We start from the raw sequence: 14,622 nt of genomic DNA on the forward strand, positions 1-14,622 counted from the left end.
GCATTAATATTCGTCAAATCCGGCCGTGAACGTCTCGTATGTAATTTCTTCGTCCGGTGTATTTCGAAGCTCCACGATGCAGTCAAAATGATCGTATGTATACTGTGATTCCCGGATAAAAATATCCGGATGCTCGATCACCTTGGTGGAAGGCATCGCCATAATCTCCTGCAGCAGCATATGATGCTTCTCGTTGGAACGGAGCGTCGAGACGATCCCGTCGATAATAAATACGTTGTTCGGATTCATTTCATCCTCGGAAAGCTGGCTGCGTACCGTCTGACGGAGCAATGTCGAGGAGACGAACGTCCAACGCTTGTTGGAACAGACGCTTCCGGCGATAATCGACTCGGTCTTGCCTACGCGCGGCATCCCGCGGAGTCCGACCACATGGTTGCCTTCGCGTTTGAACAGCTCGCCCAGAAAATCGACCAAAAGTCCCAGTTCGTCCCTGGTAAAACGGAACGTTTTCCGGTCGTCGGAATCCCGTTCGATATAACGGCCGTGACGGACGGCAAGAATATCGACCAGCTTGGGCGGACGCAATGCCGTTATAGTTATATTATCCACTTTTTTCAACATTTTACCCATTAATTCAACTTTTTCTTCATCATTCGTCTGCAAAAGCATGCCGCGGGTGCGGTTATCCACCCCGTTGATGGTAACGATATTGATATCGAGCATCCCCATCAGGGAGGCGATGTCCCCGAGAAGACCCGGACGGTTTTTGTGGATTCGGTATTCCATGTACCACTGCTTGATTTCGTTTGTTTCCGTTATCATCCGTCGTTCTCCGATCCTAGGTTTGTGATTGATTACAAAAGAATTCTACAATATTCGCTAAAATCCTCCCCGTTTCAGGGAAGAAAGTCACAAATTTTTATTGATTTTCGCTTCGGCGTCCGAATATGGCTGAATCCCCGGCATCCATGCTTTCTTGGCCATCATGTCTTCAATGGATGCAAGTATGCCTCCCCACTGCAGCTCGATACCGGTGGCAGCCATGTTGATCACCGGAACCTGCGTAGCCTTCAGCCTCTGTAATTGCGCCGCTTCCAGCGGAGCGAATACCGCGATCCACGCCGGCCCGTGGCTGTTCACCTGGAATTGAAACTGCGTATACCAGCCTTCGGCGTCGGCGAGATTAATATATTCCGCTTCTTCGGAAGGCGCCCACTCGGACGGAATCGGATAAGCCGATGTCGTTACCCATTCGATCGCCCGGCCATTGTCAAGCTGAAGGCTTACCCACTCGCTCCATTCCTTCCGAAACCGGTCCTCCGGGACCAGCTTTACCATAATGTTACTGCCGCTGACCACAGGGGATTGCCGCGCCAGCTGGTCGTCCAGCATTACCCACTTGCGTTCCGGGATATTCGCTGCGGCGGGAAGCGTATTTTGTACTAAATTATGTCCGGCGACAAGGATATAGTCATAAGATCTGGTTTTAATTTTGGACAGCTGGTCTTCGGTCAGCGCGGTCGTATTGTCCATCCATTCGAAGGCCGTCTGCTTTTTATCGCGCCAATTGACGAGTGCCGTTTGCAGAGCGGTTTTCACATCGTCCGGCATTTCCTGCCCCGTTACGACGAGAATCGACGATTTTGCTTGAAGCAAGGCAGGATCGATCGCCGGGATGTTTTTGCCGCAGCCGCTAAGCAAACCTAGAATGCCTATTCCTACAAACAAACGTTTCAGCTTCTTCACTTGCGGTTCAACCTCTTTCTCCCGTTCGTCTATACCAGTATATAAGAAAACCGCCCGCGAAGCCAACTCGTGCAGGAACATAAGAAGAGCATCTTATCGAAGCCATTTCGGGAAAGTACATTCGTGTTTTAACGGAAGCTTTTCTTGCGATATCCAATTCAATCAGCTCCGCTGATAACTTATAAATTCTATATCTATAAGAAAAGCCTCCCTGGACAGGAGGCTCATGTAAAATGCCGGATAATTAATGATTTGCTTTAGCCAGTTTGACCATGGCCCGGGCCATGACCTTGCGCTCCTCTTCGTCGCATACGTCCCACAGGTCCTTCAGCACCCGTTCTTCTTTATTTTCCGGATCGACTTTATCAGACAAAAATTCACCGATTTGGAAAGCGAGCTGCGAGATCGTCTCCTCCGTCATCCCTGCCCGTTCCGCTTGTTCTACACGCTCTCCCAAAAATTCTTTCCAACGGTCGAACACTTTAAGCACCGTAGCCATGTATGCATCCTCCTTATCGAAATGAATGTCGTTACATCATTAATGTTTGCATTTCGATAAGGATTTATACGGGACGTCAAGTCAGCCAGCCCCCGTTGGGACTGATAATTTGCCCTGTGATGTAACCGGATTCGGGGAGCGCGAGGAAATAGACGAGCGACGCGATCTCGTCGGGTTTCCCGAAGCGGCCGACGGGAATATCGTTTTCGATCATCTCTTTCTCCCGCTCGTCAAACCCTGCCATCATCAACGTATCGACTGCGCCGGGAGCTACGGCGTTCACGGTGACCCCGGACGGCGCAAGCTCCTTCGCCAACGCCTTCGTAAAGGCGTTTATGCCGCCCTTGGCGGTCGAATAAGCGACCTCGCAGGAAGCGCCGGAGATGCCCCAAATCGACGACACGTTGATAATTCTGCCGTACTTTTGACGGATCATGGCCGGCATAAATTGACGCGTCATCAGAAACGCGCCCTTCAAGTTGATGTCCATAATTTCGTCCCACTGGGCCTCCTCCAAATCGGAAAAGAGGCCGTAATGCGAAATACCGGCATTATTGACCAAAATATCGGGGACAAGACCGTGCTGCGCCAGTTTCTCCTGCATCCGTTCGATTTGCTCCCTCGACCGCAGGTCTGCCGTTACCGTTAACACGCGGCTCCCCAGCTTCATACAAGTGCGGGCCGTTTCGTTCGCCCCTTCGTGCGAATTCAGGTAATGGATGACCACATTCATGCCCACCGAAGCGAAACGGCAAGCGATCGCGGCGCCAATCCCGCGGCTCGCCCCCGTGACGAGCACCGTTTGCTCCGGAAAAGGCTTACTATGACTAGGTTCCATTCGCTTCACTTGTCACAATCGAAGCGGCCAGACGGCTCCAATCGAAATGCACGCGCAGCCGCTCGTTGACATCCTCCAGGGTCAACTCTTCATACACGGGCAGCATATCGAATAAATCGATGCCCTTAAACCGGTATTTCGTAAATTCATTGGCGATCGCTTCAGGCGAGTTGAGCTGGCGCAGGAAAGCGCCGATTTTTTTCTTCTTGCTGCGCTCGAAATCGGCGGAGGCAATCCCGTCCGCTTTGACCCGGTCGATTTCTTCCTGCACGCGGCCGATCAATCGCTCAGGATCCTTCGTATCTCCGCCGATCACGGTAAACGCATAATTTTCGGCAATATTGTACTCGGAGCCGAAGCTGTCGGAAATTAACTGCTCGTCGTACAGCTTCTGGTAAATGGCCGAGCTGGGGCTTACCAAAATGTCGAGCAGCACCTTCATGGTCAGTTCCCGCTTCAGCAGCTCCCGTCCCCGCAATGGCTGCCCCGGCTCCTTGCACCCGAACAAGCACTTGGGCAGCGAGACCGGCAGCACGGTCACTTTACGCGGAGCCTTCACTTGGTCCGGCTCATCTTCAAAATAACGGTGGATCGTCCCCTGCGGCTTGAACGTTTTCCCCGCTTGGTTCCGTTTGACCAGCTCCATAATGTCCTGCGGGTTGACCCCGCCTACGACAAACAAGCTCATATTGCTCGGATGATAAAACGTATGGTAGCACTCATACAGCATTTCTTTCGTAATTTCACCGATGGATTCGATCGTTCCGGCAATATCGATATGTACCGGATGCTTATGATACATCGTTTCGATCAGTCCGAAATAGGCCCGCCAGTCCGGATTGTCCCGGTACATATTGATTTCCTGGCCGATAATGCCTTTTTCCTTCTCCACGTTTGCATCCGTAAAATACGGATTTTGCACAAAGTTCAGCAGCGTCGACAAGTTTTCCTCGATGTGCTCCGTCGCGGAAAATAAGTAGGCCGTGCGATCGAAGCTTGTGAAGGCGTTGGCAGAAGCCCCTTGGGCGGCGAACACGGAAAAGATATCCCCTGTCGGCTCCTCGAACATTTTATGCTCCAAAAAATGCGCGATACCGTCCGGCACTTTGCGCCGCGCTTCGCCTTCGACCTGAAAATCGTTATCGATCGAGCCGTATTTTGTCGTAAAGGTGGCATATGTTTTCTGGAAGCCTTCCTTCGGTAAAACAAACACGCTCAATCCGTTCGGAAGCTCTTCGGTGTACAACGTTTCCTTTACATGCGGATAAGGGATCGTGCGCATTTATTGCCCCCCTTTATTATCACGTAAGAAATAAATCGTATCCAGCTGCACCTGACGGGCCATCCGGCGGATCTGCTCTTTATCCGTTTGCTCCACCGCTTCGATCAATGCCGGAACCGTGCGGTCGGCGCCGGACAGACGGTTGTTGAAATCGAAAGCGATCAGCTCGAAGGCCGAATCCTGCAGCTCGCGCAAATGTCCGGTAATCATCGCTTTCGTCTGCTGCAGCTCCGTATCGCTGATTTGCCCCTCTTCCATGGCTGTCAGCTGTTCCTTGATAATCGAGACAGCTTTCTCGTAATTTGCGATTTCGATGCCCGATTGGATCGTCAAGATGCCTTTGTGCCCGTCCAAGCGGGAGGAGGCATAATAGGCCAAGCTCGCCTTTTCGCGGACGTTGGTGAACAGCTTGGAATGGGGATATCCTCCCAAGATCCCGTTATATAGCAGCGCCGACGGGTACGAATCGTCCGCATACGAGGTTCGCACGCGAAGCCCCATATTCAGCTTCCCTTGGTTTACATCGAGACGCTCGACGACTTCCTTCACTTGACCGACGCTGCGGTGCTCGGCTCTGAGCGAGTAGTCCGAAGAACGCTCGCCCCTGGCCGCAAAGTAGCGTTCAATCAAGGGAAGCACCTGCTCCAGCTTCGTATTGCCTACCACATAAATATCGATCGGCGACTGCCGCAGCAAGGCTTCATACCGTTCGGTCAAGCCCTCTGCGTCGATCGATGGGATACGATCGATCGTGCCAAGCGGATGGAGCCGGTACGGCTCGTTGCTGCACATTTCGGCGATGCACCGTTCCGCAGCATAGCGGATTTTGTCATTAACGATAGACTCCAGCCGCTTCTGCAGCGTCGTTTTCTCGGAATCGATATATTTGCGGACCAAGGTTCGGCCTTCCATCGCCGGCTGCGTAATCGCTTCGCCCAAAAATTGAATGGCTTGATCAAGCAGCGGCTGCGGACTCGAAACGAAATCGTCCTGAATCACATCCATGCGGAATTGTAGCATCTGGTAATCCCCGCGCTTGTACACGTCAAACCCGAAACCGGCCCCGTACAAATCGTCCAGCTTCTCGCGGAACTGCTTCGTTTCCGGGTAGGTTTTGCTGCCGCGCCGAAGCACAAAAGGAATAAGCGCATTAGGTGTAACCGTATCCTCCTGCAGCGGACTGCCCACATAGACGGATATTGCATAAGTTTTGAACTGCTCCGTCGGCAGCACATGCACACGCACGCCCTGCACCGTTCCCCGTTCGAATCGTATTTGCTTCAAAGACGAAACAACTCCTCTCATCATCATGGCTTCACTTCCGCCTTCCCGGGTATATTCCATTATATTCCTCTATAAACAGAAGAAGCAACCGTGAAGATGGTTACTTCTACTACATGCGCTATTTGCAGAAAATATGTTTGCCGATTTGCTTAACTTGTGGACGGGACCAAATCCATTTGGACGTCGCCGTTATCGGATTGAAATAATAAATGCATCCGCCGGATGGATCCATCCCGTTCAGCGCGTCTTGAACCGCCTTGCGAGACGTTTCGTTCGGCGTCAGCCATATTTGTCCGTCCGTTACGGCTGTAAACGCTCCAGGCTGGAAAATGACGCCCGAGACCGTATTCGGAAAGCTTGGCGATTGAACCCGGTTAAGAATAACGGCGGCAACGGCGACTTGGCCGATATACGGCTCTCCGCGCGCTTCGCCATGTACCGCATTAGCCATCAGATTCAGGTCCTGCTCGGAAAGTCCGAGACGGTTGGAGCGCGGTATACCGGCGTTCGCCGGCGGCACATTGGCGCCGGCCGCGCCTCCGCCTTGGGGGGCTTGCCCTTGTCCGGCGCCGGCAACCCAAGGAGGCAGATCTTCGGTTTTCGCCCTCCAGCCTTTTGTTGCTTCCCACAGCTTCAGCTTCGTTTTGTCCCCAGCGACACCGTCAACCTTCAATCCGAATTCGGACTGAAACCATTTAAGCGACTTTAAGGTCTGATAGCCGAAATCGCCATCCACCTTGCCGTAATAAAACCCGAGATGCTTCAAGCGACCTTGGAGCTCGTATACGTCGGCCGTGCCGGACGCTCCGTAGCGGATTTCGTTCTTGCTGAACGTCTGCTGCACCTTCAGATGCTGCTTGAGCTGAAATCCGGCAAACAGAATAAATACCAGGCCAAGCGTGATGATGATCAATCGTTTATTCATTCTGATACTCACCTTTCCCGCCTTCGTTATGGCAACCTTTTTAAGGTTATTATGAGAAAGGGAGTCAGCTTCTATTCAGCCTAAACTGGGAATCGCTGGGCCTGTGTAACATGTCCGGAATTCGCTCAGGAGCTCATTCGATTCATTTGATATTGCTCAAGCGACATCAATACTTCACGCGGCTTGCTGCCCTCGTAAGGGCCTACGATGCCCCGTGCTTCCATCGTATCGATCAACCTGGCAGCGCGTGTATAGCCGACCCGCATGCGCCGCTGAAGCAGGGATACGGACGCTTGCTTCGCTTCCAGAATAATTTGGACCGCCTGATCGTACAATTCGTCCTCAAACGTTTCCGTCTCTTCTTGCTTGTCTTCGACCTGCGGAACCATGTCTTCCACGTATTCCGCCTGCCCCTGCGTCCGGACGAAGCCGACGACCGCTTCCACCTCCTGATCGGACAGGAAGGCTCCCTGGACCCGGACAGGCTTTGAAGCCCCCATCGGCAAGTAGAGCATATCTCCGCGGCCGAGCAGCTTCTCCGCGCCCGCAGAGTCGAGAATGGTCCTCGAATCGACCTGCGAGGAGACGCCGAAGGCGATCCGCGAAGGAATGTTCGCTTTGATAACGCCGGTAATGACGTCGACCGACGGCCGCTGCGTAGCGATGATGAGGTGGATGCCTGCGGCGCGCGCCATCTGGGCGAGGCGGCAGATCGCATCCTCCACATCGTTGGCCGCAACCATCATCAGGTCGGCCAACTCGTCCACGATGACGACGATATAAGGCAGCGGCGCCCCCGTTTGCGTTTCCACCAGCATCGAGTTGTAGCCTTCGATATTGCGTGTGCCGCTTTTGGAGAACAGCTCGTACCGCTTCTCCATCTCGACGACAACTTTTTTGAGCGCCAGCGAGGCCCGCTTCGGATCCGTTACAACTGGGGCCAGCAGGTGCGGAATCCCGTTGTAAACGTTCAGCTCGACCATCTTCGGGTCAATCATCAGAAACTTGACTTCGTCGGGCTTGGCTTTATAAAGAACGCTTGTGATGATTCCGTTAATACAAACGGATTTCCCCGATCCTGTCGCCCCTGCGACGAGCAAGTGCGGCATACGCGCGAGATTGCCGACGATCGGCTGCCCGGAAATATCGCGTCCCAGCGTGATCGATAATTTCGACGCCGCGTCCTGAAAGGCCGGGCTTTCCATGACCTCGCGCATCGTGACCACGGATACCTCGGTATTCGGCACCTCGATCCCGATGGCGGACTTGCCCGGAATCGGCGCTTCCATACGGATATCCTTCGCAGCCAAGGCAAGGGCGATGTCATCCGTCAAGCTGACGATGCGGCTCACTTTCACGCCGACGTCCGGCTGGATTTCGTACCGGGTAACCGCAGGGCCACGGACGACTTCCAAAACTTTGGCGCGTACGCCGAAGCTCTCGAGCGTCGCTTCCAGCTTGCGGGCAACCGCCTTGTAATCCAGCGAATCGCTTCCTTTGCCCGAAGCGGGCTTGGCCAACAGCTGCAAGGAAGGCAGCTCGTACGGGACAGCGAGCGGTTTGTTTTTGATATCAAAATCGTCGGTTCCTTCGGCTCCTTCTTGCTCATGAGCCGCCGAATCGGGTTTCCGGTCTGCGGCCTTCTGAGCCGAAGCGGAGCTGTCGGACGTTCGCGCCGCCTCCTGATGAACCTGCTCTTGAAAGTCGCGGATCACCGGAATAGCCGGTTCGCGTTCTTCTTCGTAAGGAATGTTTTGTTCCGGGAAGCCGGAATCGTTGTCGTATGAATCCGGTGCCGCCGAATAGACCGTAACCGCTTCTTCCTCCTCTTCCGGTTGAACGCGGTCCTTTTTCTTCTTGCCTTCCGCCTTGCTCTTCTCCGGCGTTTCGGTCGGATTAAGCAGCTCGAAGAACAAGCTGCGCATTTTTCCCGGCTTTCGTTCCTTGCGCTCCGGCTTCAGCGTCTCTTCGTCGAACTCGTCCTCCGGGGGCGGCACATAGACCGTTGCAACAGACGGCTTCTTCTTGCGCTGCGCGCTCGCGGCCGCCGCCTTCACACGGCTTCTCTCCAGCAGCTTGCGCTTTATGTATTGGCCAAGCAGCGTCTCGGCAAACGGCTTGCGCCCGCTAATTTTGTTCATGATATCGCCGACCGATAATCCCGTAATGAGAATGAATCCTACGACGAACAGCGTGTACTGAATCAGACGGGCGCCCAGGTTGCTGAACAAAAAATGCAGCACCGCGTAGAGCACCGCCCCGATCATTCCACCGCCGACGCCGTCGGTCAGAATCGCCATTCCTTTTTCCGTCGGATCCAATCCGTCTATCATACTCGCCCATGTCTGGGACAGCACTTGGCCTTCCGTGAAATTCCCTTTCGGGTAAAGCTGCGAGAACAGGCTGATATGGCTCATCAGCAGCAGCGACAGGATGATCAGAAGCACCCCGAGCTTGCGGTGCGTCCGCCAAACCGGCCATTCTCTTTTCATCATCGCGTACAATCCGGCGTATATAAACACGAGCGGAATGAGAAAATCCCAAGTTCCGATCACAAATCGAAACAGATAGGTCAACGAACGGGCTACCGAACCTTCACGGGATAAAGCGATGATCGAAAAAATCAAAATAACGATGCCGTACAGTTCAAATTTGAGATTTGTTTTGATTCCCTTGCCCTTTTTCCTTTTCCTGGCCAAGGCCGCTCACCCCCGAGCCTTCATTATACCATAAACTGGGGTGAAGCTAAACGAAGAATGCGAAAATATATTCCCCTCCGGCAAATCAGGAGCGGGGAAAACTGTCGGCTTCCTTTATTCACCGGCTTCCCGGGCCATCGGCTGAAACTCGATCATTCGACCTGGAGCGTATTGGGGGTTCAAAAAATCCTGCGGGTTGCAGCTGATCAGCCGGACGATCCTCGCTTGCTGCGCGTTGACCGGCTCAACCTGCATCCTGACCCCGTTCATCACGATATCGACGGTGGACGATTTCATCGCTTCGATTCCTTCGTAGACGGTTTCCAGCGGCAGTATCGAATAATGAATCATTGGATCATGCCTCCCGCATGGCCGGCGCGGCGCTCGTCGATCAAGGCGTTGAGCTTGCGAATGGCTTCTCCGATGCCGCCCAGCGAATCGATGAGTCCGTATTTGACGGCATCCGCACCGATGACCGTCGTGCCGATGTCGCGCGTGAGCTCGCCCGTTTTGAACATCAGTTCTTTGAATTTCTCCTCGTCGACCCGGGAATGCCGGGTGACGAAGCGGATCACTCGCTCCTGCATTTTGTCCAAATATTCGAAGGTCTGGGGAACGCCGATCACCAGACCGTTCAGACGGATCGGATGAATCGTCATCGTTGCGGTCTCGGCAATGATCGAATAATTGGCCGAGACGGCAATCGGGACTCCGATGCTGTGCCCGCCGCCGAGCACGAGCGTGACCGTCGGTTTGGACAACGTAGCGATCATTTCGGCGATCGCCAGCCCGGCTTCCACGTCTCCGCCTACCGTGTTCAAAATAATAAGCACGCCTTCAATTTTTGCGTTTTGCTCCGCGGCTACAAGCTGCGGAATCAAATGCTCGTACTTGGTCGTTTTGTTTTGCGGCGGCAGAACGATATGTCCCTCCACCTGACCGATAATGGTCATGCAAAAAATATTGGATTCGGTGGTAGGCGCAGCTGTCTGCCCTAACTGCTGAATCGTATCGACCGTCGCGCTTTTGCGTCCTTCTTCCGTTGTCGGCGCTTGGGGCGGCTGCACCGGCTGCTGCTCTTGTTTGTCGTTGGATTGCATGAAGAACATCCCTCCGTTAGCTGAAATGTCCTTGTTAGTATGGTGCAGTCGGCCAAAACTATGCGGGGTTCCGAGAAGGATATACGGAAAAAAGACCGCGTAAACCGTGGGAATCTGCCCTCCGTTTACGTGGTCTTTACAAGAACCGCTTCTTATTCGACTCTATCCTAAAGTGAGCTCGTATGACTGGTGGGAAGTTTTACACTTCCATGATGATTGGTAAAATCATCGGTCTTCTTCGGGTTTGCTCATATAAAAATCGGCCGAGCGCGTCTTTGACATGGGTTTTGAGCGAAGCCCACTCATTGACATTTTCGTTCATTAAGCGATGGAGCGTGCTCGTCACGATCCGGTTCGCTTCTTCCAGCAATCCTTCCGACTCCCGCACGTATACGAAGCCGCGAGAGATAATATCCGGACCGGACAGGATCGTCCCATCCTGCTTGCTGAGCGTTACGACGACGACCAGAATGCCGTCTTGGGACAACAGCTTGCGGTCGCGAAGCACGATGTTCCCGACGTCGCCGACGCCGAGACCGTCGATCAGAACGTTGCCTGCCGGCACTTTGGAGCCTTTGCGGGCGACGCCGTCCTGAATCTCCACCGTATCGCCGTTATCCACGATAAAAATATCTTCGCGCGCGATGCCGACCGATTCGGCAAGCATCCCGTGCTGGCGAAGCATCCGGTACTCCCCGTGAATCGGGATAAAATATTTCGGACGCATAATATTCAGCATCAGCTTTAATTCTTCCTGGCTGCCGTGTCCGGATACGTGTACCCCCGTGATCGAGCCAGGTCCATAAATGACATGCGCGCCAATGCGCATCAGTTCGTCCACCGTCCGCCCTACGTACCGCTCATTCCCCGGAATCGGCGTAGCGGCGATGATGACGGTGTCGCCAGGCAAAATGTCCATCTTGCGATGCGTGGAGCGGGCCATCCGCGTCAGCGCCGACATCGGCTCGCCCTGTGATCCTGTAGACAGAATGGCTACGCGGTCGGCCGCGAGTTTGTTCACTTCCTCCGGTTCGATCAACATTCCATCCGGAATGCGCAGATACCCCAGCTCGCTGGCGATGCTCACGACATTTACCATGCTCCGTCCGATCACGGTCAGCTTGCGGCGGGTCGATTCGCACGCGTCAATCACCTGCTGAATCCGGTGAATGTTGGAGGCGAAGGTTGCGATCACGACACGTTGCTTCGCTTTCCGGAATACGTCTTCGATTTCCGCGCCTACGCTGCGCTCCGAACCGGTATATCCCGGACGCTCCGCATTCGTGCTGTCCGACAACAGTGCAATAACGCCTCTGCGGCCGATCGCTGCCATCTGGTGAAGATCCGCGTACTGCTCGTTGACCGGCGTCTGATCGAACTTGAAGTCACCGGTATGAACCACGTTGCCTTCCGGCGTTTCCAAGCATACCCCTACCGAGTCGGGAATACTATGGTTCGTCTTGAAGAATGTCGCGGTCATGCAGCCGAGCTTTAATTCCGAATCGGCCGTAATGACAATCCGTTTCGTTTCACCGAGCAGATTCGCTTCCTTCAGCTTCATCTCGATCAGGCCCATCGTCAGCCTTGTTCCGTACACCGGGACGTTCAGGTGCTTAAGAACGTACGGCAAGCCGCCGATGTGATCCTCGTGGCCGTGTGTAATGACGATTCCGCGCACTTTATCGCGATTTTCCATCAAGTAAGAAATATCGGGAATGACGATATCGATCCCGAGCATATCTTCCTCCGGAAATTTCAAGCCGCAGTCTACGACTACAATATCGTTCGCATATTGAACGACATACATGTTCTTCCCGATTTCACCCACGCCGCCCAGGGCGAAAATCGTTAATTTGTCTATATTTTTCTTGGACAAGTAACTAAACCTCCTCAATGTAATTGACGACGATTTCCATATGATTATTCAAAACCAAATTTTAACCGCACCAGTCACTTGACATCATTATACATGAAAAAAAAGACTCTTTACAAGTGAGCCGGTCATTTCGCCATCCACCCAGCGTAAAGCGTATTATTCCCAAAAAAAGAAAACCGATGCCGCAGGGCACCGATTGTCGTATAGCTTATGCAAAAAGCGAAGCGATAAATTGTTTTTCTTGTTCCGTGACGTCCACGAGCGGCAGACGAACCCCGCCCACGCGAAGTCCTTTTAGGTTGAGCGCATGCTTGACAGGAGCAGGACTCGGTACGCGATGAGGGCATAAGAACAGCCCGCGGAACACCGGTAGCAACTGGCCATGAAGCCTCGCTGCCTCTTTTACTTCGCCCTGCAAGTAACGATCGATCATCGTTCTCATTTCTTTGCCGATCACATGGCTGGCAACGCTCACGATTCCCCGCGCTCCCACCGCCAAAGCGGGGAGTGTGGCGCTATCGTCGCCGCTGTAGACAAGAAAGCCCGGGGCGGCACCGGTAATGATCTGTGTCAACTGGTCCGTATCGGTGCAGTCCTTCGTCGCTACGATGTTCGGAATGTGCGACAAACGAATCGTCGTTTCCGGGTCGATATTGACGCCGGTCCGCCCGGGCACGTTATAAAGAATGATCGGGATGTTAACCGACTCGGCAATGGCTTTGTAATGCTGAAAAAGTCCTTCTTGCGAAGGCCGATTGTAGTACGGCGCCACCAGAAGCAGCGCATCGACACCCAGCTTTTCGGCCGCTTGCGACAAATGAATGGAATGAGCGGTATCGTAGCTGCCGGTCCCTGCAATTATTTTGCAGCGGCCGCGCGCGTGCTTTACAGCCCTTTGAAAACTTTCGAGCTTCTCTTCATCAGTTAGCGTAGGAGATTCGCCGGTTGTGCCGCAGATGACGAGACTGTCGCTTTGCTGCTCCTCGATCAAGTAGTCCATCACGTTCTCAAATTGTGTCCAGTCGATACTAAGCTTGTCATCGAACGGCGTAACCATGGCGGTTATCATTGTGCCAAAATCCACGTGCTGTCTCCTCCTAAAACATTATGCGTTATCTATGGAGCTCGAATTTGCGGTGCAGGGCACGGACGGCTTTGACCATATCGTCGCCTTGCACCAATACCCAGATGGTTGTGTTCGAATCGGCAGATTGCAGAATTTGGATGTCCTCTTCCGTAAGCGCTTCGACAATGTGGGCCATGATGCCGGGTACGCCGTTCATTCCCGCCCCGATGATCGAAACTTTCGCGCAGTTCGGCGTGATGTGCGGCGTGTAGCCCATTCCTTGAAGCGTTTCGGCCGCCCGCTCCGCCTCATGATCAAAGACCGTGTATACGACGCCGGACGGGTTGACGTTAATAAAATCGACGCTGATTCGCTGCCGCGCCATCGCTTTAAACACGTTAAGCTGAAGATCGTAGCTGCCTTCCTGAGGCGCTACCCGAATTTGCGAGATATTCGGCACGTGGGCGATGCCCGTCACAAACCGGTCCTGGACTGCGTCCGATTCGTTCCGAAGCGCGTCGGCATGCGTAACAAGCGTTCCCTTGTCCTTGGAAAACGTAGAGCGCACCCTCACCGGAATCCCGGCATTCATAGCGACTTCTACCGCTCTGGGATGAATGACCTTGGCGCCCAGATGCGCCATGTTGCAGATTTCCATATACGAGACGACCGAAAGCGGCCTTGCTTCTTCCACGATCCGCGGATCTGCCGTCAAAATACCGCTCACATCCGTGAAGATTTCAACGAGCTCCGCATTTAAAGCCGCTCCAAGCGCGGTAGCCGACGTGTCGCTTCCGCCCCGGCCGAGCGTCGTGAAATCGCCCGTCGCCGTCTCGCCTTGAAAGCCGGCGACGATAACGACGTTCCCCTGCTCCAGCAGCTCAAGCATCCGCCCCGGCCGGATCGAGACGATTTGGGCATTGCCGAACTCGTCATTCGTTAAAATTCCCGCTTGCGCACCGGTTAAAGCAACGGCAGGAATGCCTTCGGCGTTCAGTAGGCTGCAAAGCGTAGCGGCCGAGATGAATTCGCCGCAGCATAGCAGCATATCTCTTTCGCGCGCAGGAAGATTATTTCCATTTTGACCAATCCAATCCAGTAGCGTGTCCGTTGCGTAAGGCTCCCCTCTGCGACCCATAGCCGAAACAACAACAACCGTTTTGTATTCTTGGTTCAAAGCATCTTGGATGTGTTCAATAACGTGTGTTCTAGCCTCGGCTGTGGAAAGAGATGTGCCTCCAAATTTTTGCACCAAGATCCTCATCTGATCTCTCCCCTTATCCATCTGCCATAGTTAAAAGCAAAATTCTGGCTTCCTGAATGTCTCAGAAAGCCAGTATAGTTCC

At 53.6% G+C, this 14,622-nt stretch carries 13 protein-coding genes; all 13 read right to left on the minus strand.

Going from position 1 to position 14,622, the window contains the following annotated elements:
- Positions 1-3: 3 nt before the first annotated feature.
- The gene (locus PEH01S_RS19655) at positions 4-783 is read right to left on the minus strand and encodes a DUF3388 domain-containing protein (RefSeq protein WP_025850687.1); all 780 of its coding nucleotides are present in this window, start codon (positions 781-783) and stop codon (positions 4-6) included.
- An 87-nt stretch (positions 784-870) separates the two neighbouring features.
- On the minus strand, positions 871-1,707 hold the full coding sequence (locus tag PEH01S_RS19660; RefSeq protein ID WP_127487580.1) for a hypothetical protein: 837 nt from the start codon (positions 1,705-1,707) through the stop codon (positions 871-873).
- Between the two features lie 244 nt (positions 1,708-1,951).
- A complete protein-coding gene (locus tag PEH01S_RS19665; RefSeq protein WP_025850689.1) occupies positions 1,952-2,206 on the minus strand; it encodes a DUF3243 domain-containing protein in 255 nt (84 codons plus the stop codon).
- A 76-nt stretch (positions 2,207-2,282) separates the two neighbouring features.
- Positions 2,283-3,044, minus strand: coding sequence for an elongation factor P 5-aminopentanone reductase (gene ymfI / locus PEH01S_RS19670; RefSeq protein ID WP_025850690.1), 762 nt, complete (start codon positions 3,042-3,044; stop codon positions 2,283-2,285).
- A complete protein-coding gene (yfmH, locus tag PEH01S_RS19675) occupies positions 3,034-4,326 on the minus strand; it encodes an EF-P 5-aminopentanol modification-associated protein YfmH (RefSeq protein WP_025850691.1) in 1,293 nt (430 codons plus the stop codon). The genes ymfI and yfmH overlap by 11 nt, the downstream gene beginning before the upstream one ends.
- Entirely contained in the window at positions 4,327-5,631 is a 1,305-nt protein-coding gene (yfmF, locus tag PEH01S_RS19680) for an EF-P 5-aminopentanol modification-associated protein YfmF (protein ID WP_127487582.1), read from the minus strand.
- Positions 5,632-5,728: 97 nt separating this feature from the next.
- A complete protein-coding gene (gene sleB / locus PEH01S_RS19685) occupies positions 5,729-6,535 on the minus strand; it encodes a spore cortex-lytic enzyme (RefSeq protein WP_127487553.1) in 807 nt (268 codons plus the stop codon).
- A gap of 125 nt (positions 6,536-6,660) precedes the next feature.
- Positions 6,661-9,234, minus strand: coding sequence for an FtsK/SpoIIIE family DNA translocase (locus tag PEH01S_RS19690; RefSeq protein WP_127487555.1), 2,574 nt, complete (start codon positions 9,232-9,234; stop codon positions 6,661-6,663).
- A 114-nt stretch (positions 9,235-9,348) separates the two neighbouring features.
- Positions 9,349-9,585, minus strand: a complete 237-nt coding sequence (locus tag PEH01S_RS19695) for a YlzJ-like family protein (RefSeq protein WP_025850695.1) — start codon at positions 9,583-9,585, stop codon at positions 9,349-9,351.
- Complete coding sequence (locus PEH01S_RS19700) at positions 9,582-10,334, minus strand: ClpP family protease (protein ID WP_127487557.1); 753 nt, start codon at positions 10,332-10,334, stop codon at positions 9,582-9,584. Before PEH01S_RS19700 ends, PEH01S_RS19695 begins: the two co-directional genes overlap by 4 nt.
- 199 nt (positions 10,335-10,533) lie before the next feature.
- Positions 10,534-12,210 carry a ribonuclease J gene (locus tag PEH01S_RS19705; protein ID WP_127487559.1) on the minus strand — a complete coding sequence of 559 codons (1,677 nt, stop codon included), beginning with the start codon at positions 12,208-12,210 and terminating at the stop codon, positions 10,534-10,536.
- A gap of 208 nt (positions 12,211-12,418) precedes the next feature.
- The gene (gene dapA, locus PEH01S_RS19710) at positions 12,419-13,294 is read right to left on the minus strand and encodes a 4-hydroxy-tetrahydrodipicolinate synthase (protein WP_025850698.1); all 876 of its coding nucleotides are present in this window, start codon (positions 13,292-13,294) and stop codon (positions 12,419-12,421) included.
- 28 nt (positions 13,295-13,322) lie between these two features.
- Complete coding sequence (gene dapG / locus PEH01S_RS19715) at positions 13,323-14,540, minus strand: aspartate kinase (RefSeq protein WP_127487561.1); 1,218 nt, start codon at positions 14,538-14,540, stop codon at positions 13,323-13,325.
- Between the last annotated feature and the right edge of the window lie 82 nt (positions 14,541-14,622).

Source organism: Paenibacillus ehimensis NBRC 15659 (assembly GCF_004000785.1).
Classification (GTDB): Bacteria; Bacillota; Bacilli; order Paenibacillales; family NBRC-103111; genus Paenibacillus_G; species Paenibacillus_G ehimensis.